A 20,746-nucleotide genomic window follows, 5' to 3' on the forward strand; every position below is an offset into this window, starting at 1 on the left:
GTCAAGACCACCAAGATGGCGGGGGACGAGGATGTGGAACTGCTGACCCAAAGAAAGGAAGACGGGCGCAGAAAGCGCAGTGCCAAGAGCCACACTAAAAAATATGACAACAATTAGCAAAACCTGCAGGACGGCTGACCAGCGATCCTGCAGGTTTTATTGTGTCACAGTAAAAATAAACCACCTGCTCTGCAGGTGGAGGGAATATCTTCAGATAAAAGCAACTCCTGTGCTAAACTAGATGTAGGTCTGCAAACCACAAATAAAAAGCACAGGAGGTCCAAAATGGACAATAATAGTTTAGCTCATAGTGTGTCCTGAATGCTAGAGGATACTGAAAAAGTAGTAACCGAAAAGCAGTGCTTTTCGTGAGATGGAAGCAGGCCTTCCGCAATCGGTATACAGGTGCAGGTTGCAAAACACCCATAGGTGCTATAGACAAAAGCTACGGTATTGAGCGTATGAGGAAAAGGCAGTAAAGAAACTGTCAGTTAAGTGCCATGAAGCTGAATGAAAATGAAGAACTGATGAAGCATCGTTAAGACTTATAGGTACAGTCAAAACCAGAGTGTTGTGTGGACGCTGGGATAGATCCGTGAGGAGCCTGATTTACTGCGCGGGTGGCTGTCGGTGTTGAGGTTACAGGAGCATGGTGCAGGCTCATGAAAGGAACAGGAGAATCCTGTGTTGTAATGCTAACCGAAAAATACAAGCTAACATATGTGCGAGTATGAAAGTAGGAATGAACAACACAGGTGCGGAAGAATCCGTAGTAGTGATGAAGTCTCTGTAATGGAGGTGGAGCAAAGGGATTCTGTCATTGCAACTTCTTGAATAGAACAACCAGAAATGGGAGGATTACATGAAAGAAGGGAAAACATTTCATATTTCACAGAATGAAGTCCTGAATGCGTACAAGGCGGTCAAGGCCAATAAAGGCGCTGGCGGTGTGGATGGAATAGAGCTGGAGGAGTTTGACAAAAACTGGAAAAACAGGTTGTATGTGCTGTGGAACAGGATGTCATCCGGCTGCTACTTCCCAAAACCGGTCAGAGGAGTTGAAATACCGAAAAAGAATGGAAAGGTAAGGCTTCTGGGAATTCCGACTATTGAGGACCGAGTAGCACAGATGGTGCTCCGAAACCATATAGAGCCATTTGTGGAACCTGTTTTTCATGAAGATTCATATGGGTACAGGCCAGGTAAGTCCGCCCTTGATGCGGTGGAGACAGCCCGGAAAAGATGCTTTCAGATGAGATGGGTCATTGAGTTTGATATTGTAGGGCTATTTAACAACATTGAACATGATAAGCTGATGAGGCTGGTTGAAAACCATTGCAAAGAAAAATGGGTTAGCCTTTATGTCAAAAGATGTCTGAAAGCGCCAGTACAGATGCCGGATGGAACGGTTTGCGAAAAGAATTCCGGTACACCCCAAGGTGGGGTGATTAGTCCAGTCCTTGCGAATCTATTCATGCATTATGGATTTGACAACTGGATGAACAGGAAATTTCCAAACTGCCCATGGGAAAGATATGCTGATGATGGATTGATACATTGTGTCAGCAGAAAACAGGCAGAATTCGTACTTGAAATGCTAAAGGAGCAGATGCAGCGAGTGGGACTGACAATTCACCCTGAGAAAAGCAAGATTGTATTTTGCCAACGAAACAATGAAGAAGTGCCGGAGGATGTGGAAACATCGTTTGTATTTCTCGGATATTGTTTCAGGCCTCGGCTTGTAAAAAGCGGAGAGGGAAAATATTTCATGGGATTCACACCAGCGGTCAGCAGTGATGCCGGAAAAGTATTCCGTGAGAAAATCAAAGAGGGGATAGAACAGCAAAACAGCACAGACATAGTAGCATTGTCAGAAAGACTAAATCCAATTATCAGGGGATGGATGAATTATTTTACAAAATTCACTCCAAGCGAAGCATTCAGACAGGGAATCAATTATGTGAATCTGACGTTAGTACGATGGTTGAGAAAAACAAGGAGGAAGGCACGGCGGAGTTATCAAAAAGCACAGCGTTTACTGCATCAGATAGCCATGTCGAATATAGAAATGTTTTACCATTGGAAAGTGGGTTATATACCAGTGAAATGATGACAAGAGCCGTATGATGGGAGACTATCACGTACGGTTCCGTGAGAGATTTGGGGTGAAATTCCCCTTATCTACTCGACCAAAATGGGATTGCAAGTATCATCTGGTTTTTGCACCAAAATATCGTAGACAGGTAATCTATAAAGATATCAAGGCAGATGTAGGACAAATCCTTGGGACATTATGTCGAAGAAAAGGGATTGAGATAATTGAGGCACAATGCATGCCAGATCATATTCATATGCTGGTAAGCATTCCACCCAAATATTCAGTATCAGAGGTGGTGGGGTATCTCAAGGGAAAAAGTTCACTCATGATATTCGAGAAGCATGCGAACCTAAAGTATAAGTACGGAAACCGTCATTTCTGGTGCCGTGGATATTATGTGGACACAGTAGGAAAGAATACGGCGGCAATAAAGGCATACATCCAAAATCAGATAAAAGAGGACTTGGAATATGATCAGATGTCGTTAGTAGAGTACATAGACCCGTTTACGGGCGAGCCGGTGAAGAAAAACAAGAAGTAGGACTCTTAAGAGTCAGTAGGAAGTCAAAGCAAACCAGTAAGCCCCTATTGGGGCAAAGCCGGAGTAAGGAAGCACTGAACATGCCCTTTTAAGGGCAGCTGAGAATGTGGTGCAGCAGGCAGACTTTTCAGTGCGCCTTCCGGGCGCAAGCAGGTAACAGCCCCTTATAGGGGCAGAACAAGCCACCGGCTAAGCCGGTGGTCTTGACTTTTTGTTATTCCTTCTGCTATTCCTTCTGCTATTCCTTCTGTTATTCCCTCTATTCTTCCCTCATACGGTAACCCACGCCGATCTCTGTGAATATATATTGGGGCTCTGCGGGATTTTCCTCCAGCTTTCTTCGGATATGGGCCATGTTCACACGCAGGATCTGATTGTCGCTGTCAGCATAGGGGCCCCAGATTTTGGATATGATAGTTTCGTAGGTCAGCACCCTTCCCGCGTTCTGAGCCAGCAGGGAGACCAGTTTGTATTCGATCTGGGTCAGATGTACGTCCTGATCCTTTACCTTTACCAAACGGCGTTCAAAATCGATCATCAGGTCCCCGACCTCATAGCGGGTATTCTCATTGGCTGTCTTCTGGCTGTGGCGCAGTGCGGTGCGGATGCGCGCCAGCAGTTCCGCTGTGCCAAAGGGTTTTGTGAGATAGTCATCGGCTCCCATATCCAGGGCAGCTACCTTGCTGCGCTCCAGGGTTCTGGCAGAGATAACAATGATGGGCACGGAGCTGTATGCCCGAACCTCCTCAATGATCTCAAGCCCATCCATATCAGGAAGACCCAGGTCCAGTAAAACAACATCCGGTTTGTGGGTATTGATCTGCTTTAACCCATCGGCTCCTGTATATGCACAGACCACATGGTAGTTCTGAGGTGTCAGGACTGTTTCTATAAAATTACATATATTTTTTTCGTCTTCAATGATGATAATACTGGCTTTTGCGTTCATAAATCAGTATTCCCTCCAATCTGGTAAGGTAAAAGTAAATTGGGCGCCATTCTGATGATTGCCGGCCTGGATCTGGCCGCCATGTGCGTTTATGATGGTTTTACAGAGAGACAGGCCGATCCCCATTCCCTTATGGCTGTCTCCCATCTGGTTGGCATAGACTCCTCCTCCGTCAAACAGGGTGTCCAGCAGATCCGGACGGATACCCTTTCCATAATCCTTTATGGTTATGGATACATAAGGTCCGTCTGTGGTTACGATCAGATCAATGGGACCGTGGCTTCCGGAGTGAAAGAATGCGTTTTCCAGAAGATTGTTAATGACCTGTTCGATGAGCGTGGCGTCCATGGGAACCATGATAAAGATGTCCGGTATGGAAACATGGACAGGAACATCCATAAAGCGTTTTCTGAACCTTCTCACTGCGGAAGAGATGATCTCCTCCAGCGACTCGTCCGCCTTGATCACATTGGCCACACCCCGTTCATCCTGGATCCTGGTAACGGTGAGGAGATTTTCCACCATGGTCAAAAGCCACTGCGCATCCTCCTCAATGTTCTGGACCAGTTTGTGCTTTTCATCGGGGGACATGGTCTCCTCCTGTTCAAGATAGGTGGAACTGGAACCGATGATCGTGGTAAGAGGCGTGCGCAGATCATGGGACATGGCCCTCATCAGGTTGGCTTTCATGGTTTCCTTCTCTGCATTAAGAAGCATCCGGTCCTTTTCCTGGATCTGGGCATTCTGCTTTGTGATCATGATGCAAATGCTGCTGGTAATACAGGAGATCAGCATCATGCCCACAAACGTGATCGGGTATCCTGACATGGTAAAGTTCAGTGTCATGTAGGGATACGTGTATGCAAAGTTTACCCAGAAGACAGCAAATAAAGAGGCAAGTATTCCGGAACCGTAGCAGCTGGTGGCGCGGGCGATCAGGATAATGGCCAGAGTAAATATGATGGAAATGTTGGTGACATTGTTGCTGAAATGAAAAAATATGGTGGAAACTAAGGTGGCGGCAGCCATATATTCGATGGTTATAGGAAGGTTCCTTACCAGGTTCATGACAGCTGCTTTCAAATCCTCTTTATCCGTATGGAAAAGTTTCATTTCTCTCTCCCCTGTAAATTGTGGTTACATACATGATTGATTTCATGAATAGCCCCCCTACATTATAACCCATGGATATGGGAAGTTCAACGGAAAAAGGTCTTTTTACGCCGGCCTCTCCTGTTTCTCCGTTTGGAGGGAGATGGGACCCTGCGCTCGGCCACCAGTTTGTCAAAATCGGCAGAGGAGTAGCCGATATCCTCCAGGCGTTCAAGCCTGCGCTGGCGGCGGAGCGTCAGGTCGGCCTCCTCCTTCTTTTTAACATGTATTTTTACGGCGGCCACAATTGCCACAATAACACACAGGGACAGCGCGATCCCCAGAATGGTCAGGGTATTGGCGGGAATCCGGATACTGGAAGCAGTGCCTTCCTTTGTGGTGATGTCCGGCCGTGTGGCAGGAGGTGTCAGGTTCCCATCTGTTGAGAGGCCGTTCCCCTGATCCTGGAGATTTCCCTGGCCCGGCTCATGGCCCAGGTTTTGACCTGAATACTGCCCTGGATTCTGACTTGAATCCCGCTCTGGGTTCTGGCCCGGAACAGGCTGGTTTCCATTGCCTGCCGCTGCCTGTGGAGGTGTGGCGGCCGCAGCCATGGGATCGGCGGAACTTTCCATGCCTGATGAACAAAGGTATACAAAGCCCACCTGGCGCCCGTTGTAGGTGTAGCGGATACAGGCAACCCCGTTCCTGGGGCTGCTGCTGTCCAGGTCATAGGTCAGGGTGGATTCCGTGTCCGTAAAGTCGGCATCCTTTGGTATGACCACACGTCCGTTCCGGTCAAGCTCCAGGGAAATGCTGTCCCGGGCCGTCATGCCGGCAATGGTCATGTCATTTTCCAGGGATTTGTACCGCGTCTCATAATCCACTGCTTTCAGGGACTGGAAATTGCGGAAACCGAAATCGAACAAGGCCTTTGTGTCTGTGTAGTGGGACTGGTGTCCGTTCAGCACAACGGCAATCAGGGTCATGCCATCTTTTTTTGCACAGGTTACAAGGGTATTGCCCGCAAGGGATGTGTATCCTGTCTTTCCTGCAAAGGCGCCCGGATAGTAGACGGATTCGTTCTTATTAAACATCTTGTGGTGATTGGCCACATATCCGCCCTCAGGTGAACGCTTGGTAGGAGCCAGTCTGTAGCTGCGGGTTATGTTGATGGTAAGAAATTCAGGATTTTTAATGGCTTCCCTGGTAATAAGAGCCATGTCATGGGCCGTGGTGTAATGGTTCTCATCATTTAAGCCGCTGGGGTTTGTAAAATTGCTTCCTGTACAGCCCAGGCTGGCGGCCTTTTCATTCATCAGTTTGGCAAATGCCTCCCGGGAGCCGCTTACATGACATGCCAGGGCGTTGGCGCTCTCGTTGGCAGAGGCCAGCAGCAGGGCATAGAGACAGTCGCGGACCGTGAGCACATCGCCCTCATCAATGCCGGCGCTGCTGCTTCCCGCTTCCACATTATAGACGTCATCATGGGAAAATGATACCATTTCATCCAGACCGCAGTGTTCCAGCACGATCAAAGCGGTCAGTATCTTGGTGATACTGGCCGGGTAATACTGCTGGTCCATATTCTTCCCGTATAATATAGTTCCTGTATCCGCATCCATGACAATGCCGCCGTCCGCCTGTATGGAAACATGGTCGGGCCACTGGGGCGCTGCCAGGCTCTTCATGGTAACTATGCCCATGGAGAGACAGAGACACAGGAACAGCGTGAAAAATCGCTTCATCCAAACAATCTCCAATCATATAATAGCCTATGGTACAGTATAAAATATTTCCGGCTTTAAGTAAAGCCCGGTTAGGATTTAAGCGGCTTTTTTACGGTTTTTTATGGTCAGGAACAGGCAGAATCCAAACAGGATCAGGGATAAAGCGCCGAAAAGACCGGCAATGCGGGCGGCCGTATCCATAAAAAATCCTTCAGGCACAATGTTGATGAGCATATCCGTGGCAGGGTCCAGGATCCACAGGTCATTGGTAAAGAATATATGGTGGAACATGACAAAATATTTGGAGAAATCAGTGGAAATGATCAGGGCCAGGGCGGTGATCAGCCCAAAGAACAGGCCGCATCCAATACACAGGGATGAGGGAAGGGTCTGTCTCATCCGTCCTTTGGCGGCAGCCATAAAGATAAGTAATAAGGCTGCCGCTGCCAGACAGATACGGCGTATGGACATGGCTTTTAAGAACAGCACCTGCACGTCCTCCATATGGGCGATTTCCCGCTCATTAAAAAATTCCCGCTGCTGGCCTCCCATGGTGGTGGTCACGTGGAGATCCTCACGGTCGCCTTTTAAGTAATCCATCATCTGGTCCGTTACTTCCAGCAGGTCGTCCATGGTCATGGCTGGAAGGCTTTCCAGCACATTGTATTTGGTATACTCTTTTTCAAAATATCCAGGGGTCCAGTACACCACGGCTTCCACCGAAGTGATGAACAAAATGATCATAATGCAGAATGCGGCCGCGATCCCGGCAAATCTGTGTAAGTGTTTCATAGTTCCTCCTGACTCAGAATAGAATATAATCTGTAAAAAGTTGTCTGTAACAAAGAAAAGCCCGACCCCGCAGCTTCCTGTATCTGCAAAGTCAGACCTTTTAGTGCGCCTTCAGGGACTCGAACCCTGGACAAATAGATTAAGAGTCTACTGCTCTACCAACTGAGCTAAAGGCGCATATGTTTAATTTAATTCTTTTGAGTGACACGTCCACTATTATATAGCTTGGAGAAGGAAATGTCAATAATATTTTAAGAAAAAATTTATTTTTTAAAATATACCTTTTAAAAATATAGCTTTGTCCCAGATGTGTTTGTTCTATTAAGGCACAAAAAAGTCCGACCCCGCAGCTTCCAATATCTGCAAAATCAGACCTCTTAAGTGCGCCTTCAGGGACTCGAACCCTGGACAAATAGATTAAGAGTCTACTGCTCTACCAACTGAGCTAAAGGCGCATGCCCGTGTTTTGTTATAACCCGTCCGGGCGACACGAACGACATTATATCTCTTTCATAGACAAATGTCAACGGTTTTTCGGAAAAAAAATAATTTAAATGATTTTATTTTCCTTTTTTATCCTTTGCCTTGGAACCTGTGCCCAGAACTTTGTTCACTTCCTTGAAGGAGCGGCTCAGGCGGAGGGCCTGCTTGTTCAGGTCGGTTTTGTCGCTGGTTGCCTGCATTAGTTTTTTGGTGATTCCAGGAGATAATGCCATAGGATCTGCCTCCGGCAGGTAATTTACTTAGTAACAGTATATGGCGTGATCTGTCATTTTGTGCAGGTATCCGCATTAAGACCTGCTTACGCCCTGGCGGCCACCAGTTTACAGATGGGTTTTCCCTCGGCGGCAAACTTTGTCTCATATTCGGTCATAATATTGCCTTCGGCCATGGGGCTGTTATGGAGGTCAAATGTGTGGGACAGGATCTTCCAGCCCGCGGATGGGATGGATTCCAGAGAATATTCAAACAATTCCCGGTTGTCGGTCTTAAACTCCACCACTCCGTCACGGGCCAGTATTTTGTCGTACACTGCCATAAAGTCAGGCGAGGTGAGGCGCCGCTTGGCATGCCTGTCCTTGGGCCAGGGGTCTGAGAAATTGAGGTAAATACGGCTGACCTCTCCCGGGGCAAATAGTTCGGGCATGGTTTTTGCATCAACGCACATGAAGTATATATTGTTAAGATCCAGCTGTGAGCGTTTCTCCAACCCTCTTAAAAGTACGCTGGAATAGCGTTCGATCCCTATATAATTAATATCCGGATGGGCCCCTGCAAGCTCCATGATAAAGCGTCCTTTACCCATTCCCACTTCAATCTCCAACGGGTGGAGGTTTCCAAATACCTGATGCCAGCTTCCGCGTTTTGTCTCTGGTTCCTGGACCACATAGGGGCTTGTGGCAATGGTTTCTTCCGCCCCGGGGATATGACGTAATCGCATGTCTTTTTTCCTTTCTTCCGGAGAGGCGTTCACAATATGCCCCCGGCAGTGATTTTTTTGTTGGTGCAGGCCTTATTTTATCATCCGAAGTGCCTATTTGCAACAAAATTTACTTTTTTCTTATTTTTCTGATTTATTACAATTAGTAGTGCAAAATTGGCAAAAATCGATTATACTATACATAATAGACGGATATCTGCGGATACTAAGGAGGAAGGCTTATGTCGAATGTGGAGCGGACGACCAGCTGGCAGCAGATCCAGTTGGGCGTTAAGGACGCGGAACGGTTGATCGTACGAAAAGAATATAATCTTGTGATGGTTAAAGCAAGGCAGGTTCTGGAATATATGGTAAGGTGCATGGCTGAGCGCGCATGCCTGGTGGAGGGGGATCTGTCGGACACCATTGACCAGCTCTATGAGGGGCGCTGGATCAACAAGGCGACCAAGGATAACTACCATACCATCCGCATACTTGGCAACAAGGCTGTCCATGAAGGGGATGACACTGCATATGATGCCAATCAGGCGTATCAGCTCCTGACCCAGGAGGTCTATGTGTTTGCCAACGAGTTCTCCGGAGGACGCTCATCAGCCAGGGCGCCGCAGACAGGAAGAACTGCATCGTCCAGACAGACGTCCCAGCGCCAGGGATCATCATCCCGGTCAGGCGCCCGAAGCCCCCAGAGCGGCAACCGCCGTCCTGCCCAGTCAGGAGGCCAGCGCCAGGGAGGTCCGAGAAAAAAGAAACGCAGGCGGGTATCACCCGTATCTTATATCTGGAGACTTTTGATCCCTGTACTGATCGTGGTTCTTCTCATTGTTGTGATTCGTACCATGGTTCCTTCCGGGGACAAGGATAAGGGAAATTCAACCACGGCACCCACAGTTACCACGGCGGCCACTGAGCCGGCGCCCACACTGCCCCCTGAGCCGGAGACGGTTCCTGAGACAGAACCTCCGGTGGCGGTATACAGGATTAAGGGCAGCAGCGTGAATGTACGCACGGAGCCGTCCACGGACAGCCGTATCATTGTGCAGCTGACCAACGGCACCGAGGTGGATTATGTGAAGCGCTACAGCAATGACTGGGATGTGATCAATTACGATGGACAGGAAGCATATGTATCCAGCCGGTTCCTGGAAAAGGTGGAACCCGTGGCTGAGACAGAGGTTCCGGCAACCAGCGGGAGCGGTCAGAATAACTGATAAAACATGTTTGTAAAAACTGCATAGATAAATTTGTCACATACGTTGGTAAAAAGAGGAAGGACGAAAAATGTTCTTCCTTTTTTTGGCATTCTGCCACAGGTAATTTGTTAATTTTTTATTTTAATTATTAAAAAACCCTGGTATTTTTAAAAAAAGGAGTATCATGAAGTGATATAAAATTATATATAAGGAGGAGCTCTATGGATACTGTGATCAACAGATTATCGGAAATAGAAGAAGCAGCCGGTGCCATTGCAGATGAGGCGAATGTGCGTAAAAAAGCGTTTGCCAAAGAGATGGAAGACAAGACAGCCTCTTTTGATACGGATCTTGAACAGGAAACAGCCCGCAGGATAGCCGAGATCCAGCATAAGATGGAGGCGGACATGGAAGACATGCTTGCCCGCCAGAAAGCGGATTTTGAGGCGCTTTTAAAACAGCTGGAAGGTAATTACAATCAACATCATGCAGCGTATGCAGAGGCTCTGTTCCAGAACATGATAAAGGGGTGAGGATATGGGCAGCCTGATAACTTACAGCGGCATTGCCACCAAGGTCAAGGCCATGGAGCGGTGGCGGATCAAGGATGAGCAGTTTAAGGAAATGGCTTCCCTGGAGACAGTGCCTGAAGCAGTGGAATATCTGCGGCGTTTTCTGCCTTACCGGGAGATTTTCCAGGAGGCGGAGGACAAGGACCTGCACAGGGGCAATATTGAACAGCGTCTCAACCTTTCACAGTACAGGGATTTTGCAAAGCTTTATAAATTTGCCAATATCAGGCAGAGACGTTTCCTGGACCTGTATTTTATGCATTATGAGATAACGATCATAAAGACATGTCTGAGAAATGCGGCGGGACACAGGGAACAGCGCCAGGACCTGTCCATGTTCCAGGATTTTTTTGAGCGCCATTCCAGCATTGACCTGATCGTTTTATCCCAGTCCCCATCCATAACGGAGTTCGTGGGCAATCTTAAGGGGTCGCCTTATTATGAGCCCTTAAACATGATGCTGCAGAACGGGACCGTAAGCCTGCCCGCCTTTGAGACGGCGCTGGATATGCTGTATTTTAAGACTATGTGGAAGATCAAGGACAAATATCTGTCCAAGGAAGAGCGTAAGATCCTGGCCCAGTGTTTCGGCACCAGGATGGATATGCTGAACCTGGAATGGCTCTGCCGTTCCAAGAAATTTTATAAGCTGTCTCCCGGAGAGATCTATGCAATGATGATTCCGGTCCAGCTTCATCTCACCAAGAGCGAGATCAATAAGATGGCTGAAGCCGAAACCCTGGACCAGCTCTATGGACTGATCCGTTCAAGCTGGTATGGAAAGCTGGACTTAATAAGCCACTCAGAGGAACCGGATCTGGACCGCCTGACCTATGAGATCATTGACAGGATCTATCAGATGACCAGAAGAAAAGACCCGTACTCCATCGCCATCCTTAACTCCTACCTGTATTTTAAGGAACGGGAGATTGCGCACATTATCAACACCATTGAGCGCATACGGTATGGCTTGGCTGCAAATTGACTAAAGGGGGTTAAGACGTGATTGAAAAGATGAAATTCTTGAGTATTACCGGTCCCAAGGATGATATTGACCGGGTAGTGGACACGTATCTGTCCAGATACGAGATACACCTGGAAAATGCCCTGTCGGAGCTCAAGACAGTAAAGGACCTCCGGCCCTATATTGAAACCAATCCATATAAAGAGGAACTTTTAAAAGCAGGGGAGCTGATGGAGAGCTATCATGAGCTTTTGCCTGAACATACGGACAGGAGGCTTAAGCTGGGGGATGCGGTGCAGCTGATCCGCAGCCTGGATAAAGATTTAAAGGAACTTACGGACAAAAAAAGCGTTCTGGTAAACCAGAGGAACGAGCTGCAGGCGTCCAAGGACAAGGTGGTTCCCTTTGCAGGGCTGAACTACAGTGTGAAGGAGATACTTGGATTCCGGTTTATCAAGTTCAGGTTCGGGCGCATTTCCAAAGAGTACTATGAAAAGTTTTCCACCTATGTGTACGATACCATTGATACGGTCATGTTCAAATGCGAAGAGGACGGGGACTATGTGTGGGTGGTCTACTTTGTGCCGGAAAAGCTGGCAGACAAGATCGATGCCATCTATGCATCCATGCATTTTGAGCGGAGTTTCCTTCCGGATGAATATGAAGGGACCCCGGTGGAGGCCGGCCATGTGCTGGATGACCGGATCAGTGCGTTCCAGAAACAGATTGATGAAGCGGACCAGGCCATTGTGGAATCCATCAGCAACCGCAAGGACGACCTGGTGGCGGCCTATCATGTGATCCGGACATTTTCCACTAACTTTGATGTGAGGAAGATGGCAGCCGTCACCAAGCATGACCTGCACAATTTTTATATCCTGTGCGGGTGGATGACACAGAAGGATGCAGCCGACTTCCAAAAGGAGATTGAGCGCGACAGCGATACGTTCTGTATCATAGAAGACGACCATAACAATATAATGAGCAAGCCGCCTACCAAGATGAAGAACCCGGGGCTGTTTAAGCCCTTTGAAATGTATGTGGAGATGTACGGACTTCCCTCTTACAATGAGCTGGACCCCACTATCCTGATCGGGATCACTTACTCCATCCTGTTTGGTTTCATGTTCGGGGACGCGGGGCAGGGATTGTGCCTGCTCACAGGAGGATTTCTTCTGTACCGGTTTAAGAAAGTGCGCCTGGCCGGCATTATTTCCTGCTGCGGTGTATTTTCCACCATATTCGGATTCCTGTTCGGCAGTGTGTTCGGATTTGAGGATATCATAGACGCAGTTTGGCTCAGGCCGCAGGAGGCCATGGTAAACCTTCCTTTTATCGGGAAGCTGAACACTGTGTTTGTGGTGGCGGTGGCCATAGGTATGGGAATCATACTCATGTGCATGGTGCTGAACATTATCAACAGCGCCCGTGTCCATGACACGGAAAAGATTTATTTTGATACCAATGGAGTGGCCGGATTTGTATTTTATTTTGCATTGTCCTGTGTCATCATTCTTTATATGACAGGCAACACGCTGCCTGCCACGGCCATACTGGTGGTCATGTTCCTGATCCCCCTTCTGATCATGTTCTTTAAAGAGCCGCTTACAGCAGTGGTGGAGAAAAAATCAGAGAAGATCGAAGGCGGGATGGGTATGTTCATCACCCAGGGGATCTTTGAACTGTTTGAAGTTCTGCTGAGCTACTTTTCCAATACCCTTTCCTTTGTCAGGGTAGGAGCCTTTGCGGTCAGCCATGCGGCCATGATGCAGGTGGTCCTGATGCTTGCAGGGGCAGAGGCGGGAGGAAGTACCAACTGGGCCGTGGTGATAGGAGGAAACCTGTTCGTGTGCGGTATGGAGGGCCTGATCGTGGGCATCCAGGTACTGCGTCTGGAATACTATGAGCTGTTCAGCCGGTTTTACCGGGGAAGCGGACGTGCGTTTGAACCATATGGAAAGGCTGCCGGAGAGCAGTAATACATTATAAAACTAAAATAGCCGGGAAACAGGCCATTTTAAGACCGGGCCGGGTAAAAAAGGAGATAAGAGATATGAGTTTATTAGTTAAGATCACACTGAGCGTAGCATTGATTTTAAGTATCGCAGTACCGTTTGGCGCATTTGCAATGGGTGAGAAATCCAAGGGACGTTATAAGACAGCATTGGCTGCCAACCTGTTCCTGTTCTTTGGCACCATGATGTTTGCCGCCGTTGTCATGTTCTCCGGCAATGCGCAGGCAGCTGAGGCCGGGTCTGAGGCGGTTTCCGCAGCCGGCATGGGATATTTGTCGGCTGCCCTGGCAACCGGGCTTTCCTGCCTGGGCGGCGGTATCGCTGTTTCTGCCGCTGCAAGCGCTGCTCTGGGAGCGATCAGTGAGGACAGCTCCATTCTTGGCAAATCATTAATCTTCGTAGGTCTTGCCGAAGGTGTGTGTCTGTATGGCCTGATCATTTCCTTTATGATCTTAGGAAAGCTGTAAGCCTATGAAGATGTACCTGATCAGTGACAATGTGGACACCCTGACAGGGATGCGCCTGGCAGGTGTGGAGGGCGCCGTGGTCCATGAGAGGGAAGAACTTAAGAATGAGCTGGATAAGGTCCTGGCCGATAAATCCATTGGCATCATCCTGCTGACTGAGAAATTCGGCAGGGAATTTCCGGAGATCATAGATGATGTAAAGCTGGAGCGGAAGCTCCCTCTGATCGTTGAGATCCCGGACCGCCATGGCACCGGCCGCAAGCCGGATTTTATCACCTCTTATGTAAACGAGGCGATCGGACTAAAACTGTAAAAATATGGGATAAGAAAGCAGGTGAGGCAGCTTGACAACAGAGGAAAAGCTGAAACATTTCCAGGATATATGCATGGAGGATGCCAGGGAGCGCAGCGCAAAGATGCTGGACGATTATATGAACGCCCTGGAAAAAGCCTACGAGGAACATACCGCTGATGCCAGACGGCGGGCTGACATGCAGGTGGAGGCAGAGACGGAAAAGCTGGAGCGTGAGATCAATAAACGTCTCTCCATCGGGCAGCTGGACCTTAAGAGGGAATTCAGCCACAGGCAGGAGGAGCTTAAGGATAAGCTGTTTGTGGAACTTAAGGATAAGCTGGCTAATTTTATGGAAACCCAGGAATACCAGCAGCTTCTGGACCGCCAGGTCAAGGAAGCCAAAGCATTTGCAGGGGATGAGGAACTGATCATCTATATGGATCCCTCCGATGGGGATAAGCTGCAGAGGATTGCAATGCATCACAATGCCAGCATTAAACTGAGCGAATATTCCTTTACCGGAGGCATCAGGGCGGTGATTCCAGGCAAACATATACTGATAGACAACTCATTTGAGACCAAACTCAGTGAAGCGCGGCATGAGTTCAAATTCGATTTAGGAGGTAAGTAAAGTGGCAAAGACAGGTGTGATTCACGGCATTAATGGTCCTGTCGTTTCCTTGCTGGGTGACCCGGGATTCCAGATGAACGAGATGGTTTATGTGGGAAAGGAGAACCTGGTAGGTGAAGTCATTGGACTTACTTCAGAGAAAACCACCATTCAGGTGTACGAGGAGACCAGCGGGATCAAGCCGGGGGAAGAGGTGACCGGTACAGGGGCGCCTGTGTCCGTAACCCTGGCGCCCGGGATCCTGAGTAATATTTTCGATGGGATCGAGCGGCCCTTAAGCGAGATCGCAAAGGGGAGCGGATATTACATCAGCCGCGGTATTTCTGTGGACAGTCTGGATACTTCCAGGAAATGGGATACACATATGGTGGTAAAGCAGGGGGACCGGCTGATGCCCGGGGCCATCATCGCAGAGGTTCCGGAGACAAGAGCCATCATTCACAAGGTGATGGTGCCCCCTGATGTGGAGGGGTATGTACTGGATGTGGCGGAAGACGGACAGTACACCATCCAGGACCCCCTGGTCACGGTACAGATGATGGACGGAACTGAGCGGAAGCTGACCATGACCCAGAAGTGGCCCATCCGTATACCCAGGCCGTCAGCCAAGCGTTTCCCGGCTGTAAAACCGCTGATCACGGGACAGCGTATCCTGGACACCATGTTCCCCCTTGCAAAGGGCGGTACGGCAGCGATCCCGGGAGGGTTTGGAACCGGAAAGACCATGACCCAGCACCAGGTGGCAAAATGGTCGGACGCGGATGTGATCATCTACATTGGCTGCGGTGAGAGAGGCAATGAGATGACCCAGGTTCTGGAAGAATTCTCAGAGCTGATCGATCCTAAGTCAGGCAACCCCCTGATGGACAGGACCACCCTGATCGCCAATACGTCCAACATGCCTGTGGCTGCCCGTGAGGCAAGCCTTTATTCCGGTCTGACCCTGGCTGAGTATTACAGGGATATGGGCTATCATGTGGCTATTATGGCTGACTCCACCTCCCGCTGGGCGGAGGCGCTCAGGGAACTGTCGGGACGTCTGGAGGAGATGCCCGCGGAGGAAGGATTCCCTGCCTACCTTGCATCCCGTCTGTCGGCATTTTATGAGAGGGCGGGCATGATGCAGAATTTGAACGGCACGGAAGGGTCCGTGACCATTATTGGAGCCGTGTCGCCTCAGGGCGGCGATTTCTCAGAGCCTGTGACCATGAATACCAAGCGTTTTGTGCGCTGCTTCTGGGGACTGGACAAATCCCTGGCCTATGCCAGGCATTTCCCGGCCATCCACTGGCTGACCAGTTATTCTGAGTATATCAATGACCTGTCCTCCTGGTACATGGATAACGTGGATAAAAAATTCGTGGACTACCGCAACCGGCTCATGGGCATCCTGACCCAGGAGAGCAGTTTGATGGAGATCGTAAAGCTGATCGGCTCAGATGTGCTCCCCGATGACCAGAAGCTGGTGCTGGAGATCGCCAAGGTGATCCGTTTGGGCTTCCTGCAGCAGAACGCGTTCCACAAAGAGGACACATCCGTGCCCTTGATCAAGCAGTTTAAGATGATGGACATCATCCTGTATCTGTACAAGAAGTCCCGTGCCCTGGTGAATATGGGCATGCCGGTTTCGGTTCTTAAGGAAGAGAATATTTTTGATAAGATCATATCCATTAAGTATGATGTACCCAACGACCGCCTGGATATGTTTGATGATTACAAGAAACAGATTGATGCGTTTTATGACAGGGTAATGGAAAAGAACGCGTAGAGGAGGACGGACATATGGCAATTGAATATTTAGGTTTAAGTGAGATCAATGGCCCTCTGGTTGTCCTTGAGGGCGTTCAGAATGCGGCGTTTGATGAGATAGTGGAGATGACTGTGGGAGGCAATACCCACAAAATCGGCCGTATCATAGAGATTTACGGGGATAAGGCCATTATCCAGGTGTTTGAGGGCACCGAGGGCATGGCGCTGCGCAACACCCACACCCGCCTTACAGGCCATCCTATGGAAATACGGGTGTCCGAGGAAATGCTGGGCCGTACCTTTAACGGTATCGGCCAGCCCATAGACGGATTGGGAGACATCATATCTGATGTGAAGCTGGATATCAACGGAAAGCCGTTAAACCCGGTGACCCGTGAATATCCAAGGAACTATATCCGTACCGGTATTTCCGCCATAGACGGGCTGACCACCCTGATCAGGGGGCAGAAACTTCCTATTTTCTCAGGAAACGGCCTTCCCCATGACCAGCTGGCTGCCCAGATTGTACAGCAGGCCTCCCTGGGTGACAATTCAGATGAAAAGTTCGCCATTGTGTTTGGCGCCATGGGCGTTAAATATGATGTGGCTGATTTCTTCCGCCGCACCTTTGAGGAGAGCGGCGTGTCAGAGCATGTGGCCATGTTCATCAACCTGGCCAATGACCCGGTGGTGGAGCGTCTGATCACACCAAAGATCGCCCTTACCCTGGCGGAGTATCTGGCATTTGAAAAGGGGATGCATATCCTGGTCATCCTGACCGACATGACAAGCTATGCCGAGGCCCTGCGTGAGGTGTCCTCATCCAAGGGTGAGATCCCTTCCAGAAAGGGCTTCCCCGGGTACTTGTACAGTGACCTGGCGTCCCTTTATGAGAGAGCGGGCATTGTGGCGGGACGGCAAGGATCCGTTACCCAGATCCCCATCCTTACCATGCCCAATGATGACATTACCCATCCCATACCCGACCTGACGGGGTATATCACAGAAGGGCAGATCGTTCTGGACCGCCAGTTAAACGGACAGTCCATCTATCCGCCCATCAATGTGCTGCCCTCCCTGTCACGTCTGATGAAGGACGGCATCGGCGAGGGATACACAAGGGCTGACCACCAGGATGTGGCTAACCAGCTGTTCTCCTGCTATGCAAAGGTGGGGGATGCCAGGGCCCTGGCATCGGTTATCGGTGAGGATGAGTTATCGCCCACGGATAAGAAATACCTTGTGTTCGGACGGGAATTTGAGGAGAAGTTCATAGGGCAGGCACGCCATGAGAACAGGACCATCCTGGAGACACTGGACATTGGATGGAAACTTCTGGCAATGCTTCCAAGGGAGGAGCTTGACCGTATTGATACAAAGATACTGGATCAGTACTATCAGCCGGCAGCCGAAGAGACGAGGTGATGTAAATGGATCCAAATACATTTCCCACAAAAGGTAACCTGATCGCGGCCAAGAATTCCCTGAACCTGGCCAATATGGGCTATGGGCTGATGGATAAGAAGAGGAATATCCTGATCCGTGAGCTCATGGGGCTGATCGATGAGGCAAAGGGAATCCAGTCTGAGATCGACACTACCTTCAGGGCCGCATATGAGGCGCTGCAAAAGGCCAATATTGAGCTGGGCATCAATTATGTGCAGGAGATCGGCGCATCGGTGCCCGTGGACGACCGTGTGAAGATCAAGGCCAGAAGTATCATGGGAACGGAGATTCCCCTGGTGCAGCATGAGGTAAAGCCCCTGGCCCTGACCTATGGTTTTTATAACACAACCGAGTCATTGGATGAGGCCAGATATCATTTTGAAAAGGTAAAGGAGCTGACCATTAAGCTGTCTATGGTTGAGAACTCCGCCTACCGGCTGGCCAACTCTATTAAGAAGACACAAAAAAGGGCCAATGCCCTTAAGAATATCACCATTCCCCATTACCAGGAGCTGAGTAAATCCATTTCCGATGCATTGGAGGAAAAGGAGAGGGAAGAGTTTACAAGGCTGAAGGTGATCAAGAGGAATAAGGGGAGGTAAGGTGAATTTGAGTGAACTTGAGTACGTTGGAATGAGAAGGAGGCTGCGGTGTGCATACGTTTGATGAGCTGAGGGGAATTGTCGCTAAGCTGCGCTCTGAGGAGGGATGCCCCTGGGACAGGGAGCAGACATTTGAGAGTTTGAAGAAGTGCCTGGCCGATGAGACGGAAGAGGTGTTTGAGGCCGTGGACAATAAGGACATGGAAAACCTGTGCGAGGAGTTGGGGGATGTGCTCCTTCAGGTGGTGCTTAACAGTGAGATCGCAAGTGAGCAGGGAAGCTTTACAATCGATGATGTAATTGACGGAATTTGTAGAAAAATGGTGCGAAGACACCCCCACGTCTTTGGAAATGTAAAGATTAATTCTGTGGAGGAAGGGACCGCTCTTTGGAATCAGATAAAAATGCAGGAAAAAGCCAAAAAACCTTGACAAATCATAGCAAAAAGGCTATAAATGATTAGGTATACTAGACTTTAAATAGTAATGAATCCGGGGGGCTTCCCGGGACTATATTTAGGAGGAAAAATTGATGAACAAGACAGAATTGATCGCAGCAGTTGCTGAGAAGGCAGAACTTTCCAAGAAGGATGCAGAGAAGGCTGTTAAGGCTTTCACTGATGCAGTAGCAGAAGAACTTGTAAAGGGCGGCAAAGTACAGTTAGTTGGATTTGGTACCTTCGAAGTTGCTGAGAGAGCTGCAAGAGAAGGCAGAAATCCTAAAACAGGCAAGACCATGACCATCGAAGCTTCCAAGACACCTAAGTTCAAAGCTGGCAAGGCTCTGAAGGATGAGGTTAACAAATAATTCATGAGACTGGACAAGTTTCTCAAGGTTTCCCGTCTGATAAAGCGCAGAACCGTGGCAAATGAAGCCTGTGATGCAGGCCGGGTGCTGGTGAACGGCAAGCCAGCCAGAGCATCCCTGAGCGTTAAGACCGGGGATATGATTGAGATTCAGTTTGGTGCCAAAGCCGTTAAGGTGGAGGTTCTGGACGTACAGGAAACCGTTAAAAAAGATGAAGCCAAAGAGCTTTACCGTTATATCTGAGATAAAAGGCATAGAATGGCCAACCTCCCCATATATTTAACATAGGTTAGATATGTGGGGAGGTTTTTGTATGGAAGAAAAGATGGTTGGCGCACGCCAGCACAAGCTTATATTGCAGAACCGCGGAGTGGGTAATATCACAGGAATCTGCGATGTGGTATCCTTTGATGAGAACGCGGTGGTCCTGGACACGGATATGGGGCTTTTGACCATCAAAGGCAAGGAACTCCATGTGAGCAGGCTGACCCTGGAAAAGGGCGAGGTGGATATAGAGGGGACCATTGACAGTATGGTCTACAGTTCCAACGAGGCACTGCGCAAATCAGGGGAATCCCTGTTTACCCGTTTATTTAAATAGGAGGTGTCATCAGTGAGCAGCAGGATTCAATATGAAACCTGGCTGATGGTGCTGAGCCTGGTGACCGGAGCATGGCTGATGCTGGCCTATGACACCCTGAGAGTGTTCCGCCTGGTTATCCACCACGGCCCTATCTGGACAGGAATAGAAGATTTCCTTTACTGGCTGTATGCAGGGCTTGTGACCTTTATCCTTCTGTATGAGCAGAACGATGGAGTGTTCCGGGCGTATGTAATCGGCGGAGTATTTATAGGGATGATACTGTATGACAGATTCATCAGCAGAATTTTCTTTAAATGCTTGAAAAAGATAAGTAAATGTCTTAAAATGATAATTAACAGAAACAAACCCGGCGAGGTTTGTAACCGGGAACAAAGTGAAGTTGGTGATTAACAGATGAAATCCTATGGCAGATCAAGACGTGTAAGACGTGATAAATGGGCAAACCGCATGGCTATCATGGGGATTACCCTTGTTGTTATGTGTCTTGCGGTGGCTATTAATATAAAGGGCGCTGATCTAAAGCAGTCGGACCTGGATTACAAGGTCAGAGAAGAGAATCTGGACGCCCAGGTCAAGGCTGAGGAAAAGCGGACCGAGGAATTGAAGGAGTACAAGATTTATGTAAAGACCAAGCAATATGCCGAGGAGGTTGCCAAGGAAAAGCTGGGTCTGGTGAATCCGGACGAGATCCTTTTAAAGCCCACGGAATGATGACGAAAAGGGGCGAAACATTTTTAAGAATCCAAGCATGATTAGACATT

General features: G+C 48.9%; 24 protein-coding genes and 2 tRNA genes. 18 read left to right on the top strand and 8 right to left on the bottom strand.

Translation table 11 applies throughout. The annotated features are described in order from the left end of the window. Positions 1–862 precede the first annotated feature (862 nt). Both ltrA and tnpA read left to right on the top strand, forming a co-directional pair. A complete protein-coding gene (gene ltrA / locus HMPREF9469_RS29080) occupies positions 863–2,110 on the top strand; it encodes a group II intron reverse transcriptase/maturase (protein ID WP_007871059.1) in 1,248 nt (415 codons plus the stop codon). Between the two features lie 16 nt (positions 2,111–2,126). Continuing rightward, positions 2,127–2,639, top strand: a complete 513-nt coding sequence (tnpA, locus tag HMPREF9469_RS29085; RefSeq protein WP_416390403.1) for an IS200/IS605 family transposase — start codon at positions 2,127–2,129, stop codon at positions 2,637–2,639. Positions 2,640–2,898: 259 nt separating this feature from the next. On the opposite strand, the gene HMPREF9469_RS29090 is transcribed toward tnpA, so the two are convergent. From HMPREF9469_RS29090 to trmB, 8 genes are all read right to left on the bottom strand, one after another. Continuing rightward, positions 2,899–3,588, bottom strand: a complete 690-nt coding sequence (locus tag HMPREF9469_RS29090; RefSeq protein ID WP_007871064.1) for a response regulator — start codon at positions 3,586–3,588, stop codon at positions 2,899–2,901. A gap of 3 nt (positions 3,589–3,591) precedes the next feature. Further along, positions 3,592–4,701 carry a sensor histidine kinase gene (locus HMPREF9469_RS29095; protein ID WP_007871065.1) on the bottom strand — a complete coding sequence of 370 codons (1,110 nt, stop codon included), beginning with the start codon at positions 4,699–4,701 and terminating at the stop codon, positions 3,592–3,594. A gap of 86 nt (positions 4,702–4,787) precedes the next feature. After that, positions 4,788–6,428, bottom strand: a complete 1,641-nt coding sequence (locus HMPREF9469_RS29100) for a D-alanyl-D-alanine carboxypeptidase family protein (RefSeq protein WP_007871066.1) — start codon at positions 6,426–6,428, stop codon at positions 4,788–4,790. A 78-nt stretch (positions 6,429–6,506) separates the two neighbouring features. Then, entirely contained in the window at positions 6,507–7,202 is a 696-nt protein-coding gene (locus tag HMPREF9469_RS29105) for a TIGR01906 family membrane protein (RefSeq protein WP_007871067.1), read from the bottom strand. Positions 7,203–7,306: 104 nt separating this feature from the next. Next, positions 7,307–7,379, bottom strand: a tRNA-Lys gene (locus tag HMPREF9469_RS29110). Positions 7,380–7,584: 205 nt separating this feature from the next. Next, positions 7,585–7,657 (bottom strand) — tRNA-Lys (locus HMPREF9469_RS29115). A 105-nt stretch (positions 7,658–7,762) separates the two neighbouring features. Continuing rightward, complete coding sequence (locus HMPREF9469_RS32555; protein ID WP_007871068.1) at positions 7,763–7,918, bottom strand: hypothetical protein; 156 nt, start codon at positions 7,916–7,918, stop codon at positions 7,763–7,765. An 86-nt stretch (positions 7,919–8,004) separates the two neighbouring features. Continuing rightward, positions 8,005–8,643, bottom strand: coding sequence for a tRNA (guanosine(46)-N7)-methyltransferase TrmB (trmB, locus tag HMPREF9469_RS29120; RefSeq protein ID WP_007871071.1), 639 nt, complete (start codon positions 8,641–8,643; stop codon positions 8,005–8,007). Between the two features lie 221 nt (positions 8,644–8,864). Here trmB and HMPREF9469_RS29125 point away from each other — a divergent pair, with 221 nt between their 5' ends. From HMPREF9469_RS29125 to HMPREF9469_RS29200, 16 genes are all read left to right on the top strand, one after another. Further along, a complete protein-coding gene (locus HMPREF9469_RS29125; RefSeq protein ID WP_007871074.1) occupies positions 8,865–9,851 on the top strand; it encodes an SH3 domain-containing protein in 987 nt (328 codons plus the stop codon). Between the two features lie 203 nt (positions 9,852–10,054). Continuing rightward, positions 10,055–10,366 carry a hypothetical protein gene (locus tag HMPREF9469_RS29130; protein ID WP_007871077.1) on the top strand — a complete coding sequence of 104 codons (312 nt, stop codon included), beginning with the start codon at positions 10,055–10,057 and terminating at the stop codon, positions 10,364–10,366. Positions 10,367–10,370: 4 nt separating this feature from the next. Further along, the gene (locus HMPREF9469_RS29135; RefSeq protein ID WP_007871079.1) at positions 10,371–11,390 is read left to right on the top strand and encodes a V0D/AC39 family V-type ATPase subunit; all 1,020 of its coding nucleotides are present in this window, start codon (positions 10,371–10,373) and stop codon (positions 11,388–11,390) included. A 17-nt stretch (positions 11,391–11,407) separates the two neighbouring features. Further along, positions 11,408–13,348: a V-type ATP synthase subunit I gene (locus HMPREF9469_RS29140; protein ID WP_007871080.1), complete on the top strand. Its 1,941-nt coding sequence runs from the start codon at positions 11,408–11,410 to the stop codon at positions 13,346–13,348. Between the two features lie 74 nt (positions 13,349–13,422). Next, positions 13,423–13,851: an ATP synthase subunit C gene (locus tag HMPREF9469_RS29145; RefSeq protein ID WP_007871081.1), complete on the top strand. Its 429-nt coding sequence runs from the start codon at positions 13,423–13,425 to the stop codon at positions 13,849–13,851. Positions 13,852–13,855: 4 nt separating this feature from the next. Next, entirely contained in the window at positions 13,856–14,164 is a 309-nt protein-coding gene (locus tag HMPREF9469_RS29150) for a V-type ATP synthase subunit F (protein ID WP_007871082.1), read from the top strand. A gap of 31 nt (positions 14,165–14,195) precedes the next feature. Then, entirely contained in the window at positions 14,196–14,777 is a 582-nt protein-coding gene (locus HMPREF9469_RS29155; RefSeq protein ID WP_007871083.1) for a V-type ATP synthase subunit E, read from the top strand. Between the two features lies 1 nt (position 14,778). Next, positions 14,779–16,545, top strand: coding sequence for a V-type ATP synthase subunit A (locus HMPREF9469_RS29160; protein WP_007871084.1), 1,767 nt, complete (start codon positions 14,779–14,781; stop codon positions 16,543–16,545). Positions 16,546–16,559: 14 nt separating this feature from the next. Beyond that, the gene (locus HMPREF9469_RS29165) at positions 16,560–17,951 is read left to right on the top strand and encodes a V-type ATP synthase subunit B (protein WP_007871085.1); all 1,392 of its coding nucleotides are present in this window, start codon (positions 16,560–16,562) and stop codon (positions 17,949–17,951) included. A gap of 5 nt (positions 17,952–17,956) precedes the next feature. Then, positions 17,957–18,574: a V-type ATP synthase subunit D gene (locus HMPREF9469_RS29170; protein ID WP_007871086.1), complete on the top strand. Its 618-nt coding sequence runs from the start codon at positions 17,957–17,959 to the stop codon at positions 18,572–18,574. Positions 18,575–18,624: 50 nt separating this feature from the next. Then, on the top strand, positions 18,625–19,005 hold the full coding sequence (locus HMPREF9469_RS29175) for a MazG family protein (protein WP_007871087.1): 381 nt from the start codon (positions 18,625–18,627) through the stop codon (positions 19,003–19,005). Between the two features lie 100 nt (positions 19,006–19,105). Further along, a complete protein-coding gene (locus tag HMPREF9469_RS29180) occupies positions 19,106–19,381 on the top strand; it encodes an HU family DNA-binding protein (RefSeq protein ID WP_007871088.1) in 276 nt (91 codons plus the stop codon). 3 nt (positions 19,382–19,384) lie between these two features. Further along, positions 19,385–19,624, top strand: coding sequence for an RNA-binding S4 domain-containing protein (locus HMPREF9469_RS29185; RefSeq protein ID WP_007871090.1), 240 nt, complete (start codon positions 19,385–19,387; stop codon positions 19,622–19,624). A gap of 70 nt (positions 19,625–19,694) precedes the next feature. Then, a complete protein-coding gene (gene yabP / locus HMPREF9469_RS29190) occupies positions 19,695–19,982 on the top strand; it encodes a sporulation protein YabP (RefSeq protein ID WP_007871092.1) in 288 nt (95 codons plus the stop codon). Positions 19,983–19,994: 12 nt separating this feature from the next. Continuing rightward, positions 19,995–20,375 carry a spore cortex biosynthesis protein YabQ gene (gene yabQ, locus HMPREF9469_RS29195; RefSeq protein ID WP_007871094.1) on the top strand — a complete coding sequence of 127 codons (381 nt, stop codon included), beginning with the start codon at positions 19,995–19,997 and terminating at the stop codon, positions 20,373–20,375. Positions 20,376–20,378: 3 nt separating this feature from the next. Further along, on the top strand, positions 20,379–20,696 hold the full coding sequence (locus tag HMPREF9469_RS29200; protein ID WP_007871095.1) for a hypothetical protein: 318 nt from the start codon (positions 20,379–20,381) through the stop codon (positions 20,694–20,696). The last annotated feature ends 50 nt before the right edge of the window (positions 20,697–20,746 follow it).

Source organism: [Clostridium] citroniae WAL-17108 (assembly GCF_000233455.1).
Lineage (GTDB): Bacteria > Bacillota > Clostridia > Lachnospirales > Lachnospiraceae > Enterocloster > Enterocloster citroniae.

Bases quoted from the DNA above. Each gene is read 5' to 3' on its own strand.
- ltrA (WP_007871059.1), top strand. From the start codon at position 863: ATGAAAGAAGGGAAAACATTTCATATTTCACAGAATGAAGTCCTGAAT.
- tnpA (WP_416390403.1), top strand. From the start codon at position 2,127: ATGGGAGACTATCACGTACGGTTCCGTGAGAGATTTGGGGTGAAATTC.
- HMPREF9469_RS29090 (WP_007871064.1), bottom strand. From the start codon at position 3,588: ATGAACGCAAAAGCCAGTATTATCATCATTGAAGACGAAAAAAATATA.
- HMPREF9469_RS29095 (WP_007871065.1), bottom strand. From the start codon at position 4,701: ATGAAACTTTTCCATACGGATAAAGAGGATTTGAAAGCAGCTGTCATG.
- HMPREF9469_RS29100 (WP_007871066.1), bottom strand. From the start codon at position 6,428: ATGAAGCGATTTTTCACGCTGTTCCTGTGTCTCTGTCTCTCCATGGGC.
- HMPREF9469_RS29105 (WP_007871067.1), bottom strand. From the start codon at position 7,202: ATGAAACACTTACACAGATTTGCCGGGATCGCGGCCGCATTCTGCATT.
- HMPREF9469_RS32555 (WP_007871068.1), bottom strand. From the start codon at position 7,918: ATGGCATTATCTCCTGGAATCACCAAAAAACTAATGCAGGCAACCAGC.
- trmB (WP_007871071.1), bottom strand. From the start codon at position 8,643: ATGCGATTACGTCATATCCCCGGGGCGGAAGAAACCATTGCCACAAGC.
- HMPREF9469_RS29125 (WP_007871074.1), top strand. From the start codon at position 8,865: ATGTCGAATGTGGAGCGGACGACCAGCTGGCAGCAGATCCAGTTGGGC.
- HMPREF9469_RS29130 (WP_007871077.1), top strand. From the start codon at position 10,055: ATGGATACTGTGATCAACAGATTATCGGAAATAGAAGAAGCAGCCGGT.
- HMPREF9469_RS29135 (WP_007871079.1), top strand. From the start codon at position 10,371: ATGGGCAGCCTGATAACTTACAGCGGCATTGCCACCAAGGTCAAGGCC.
- HMPREF9469_RS29145 (WP_007871081.1), top strand. From the start codon at position 13,423: ATGAGTTTATTAGTTAAGATCACACTGAGCGTAGCATTGATTTTAAGT.
- HMPREF9469_RS29150 (WP_007871082.1), top strand. From the start codon at position 13,856: ATGAAGATGTACCTGATCAGTGACAATGTGGACACCCTGACAGGGATG.
- HMPREF9469_RS29165 (WP_007871085.1), top strand. From the start codon at position 16,560: ATGGCAATTGAATATTTAGGTTTAAGTGAGATCAATGGCCCTCTGGTT.
- HMPREF9469_RS29170 (WP_007871086.1), top strand. From the start codon at position 17,957: ATGGATCCAAATACATTTCCCACAAAAGGTAACCTGATCGCGGCCAAG.
- HMPREF9469_RS29180 (WP_007871088.1), top strand. From the start codon at position 19,106: ATGAACAAGACAGAATTGATCGCAGCAGTTGCTGAGAAGGCAGAACTT.
- HMPREF9469_RS29185 (WP_007871090.1), top strand. From the start codon at position 19,385: ATGAGACTGGACAAGTTTCTCAAGGTTTCCCGTCTGATAAAGCGCAGA.
- yabP (WP_007871092.1), top strand. From the start codon at position 19,695: ATGGAAGAAAAGATGGTTGGCGCACGCCAGCACAAGCTTATATTGCAG.
- HMPREF9469_RS29200 (WP_007871095.1), top strand. From the start codon at position 20,379: ATGAAATCCTATGGCAGATCAAGACGTGTAAGACGTGATAAATGGGCA.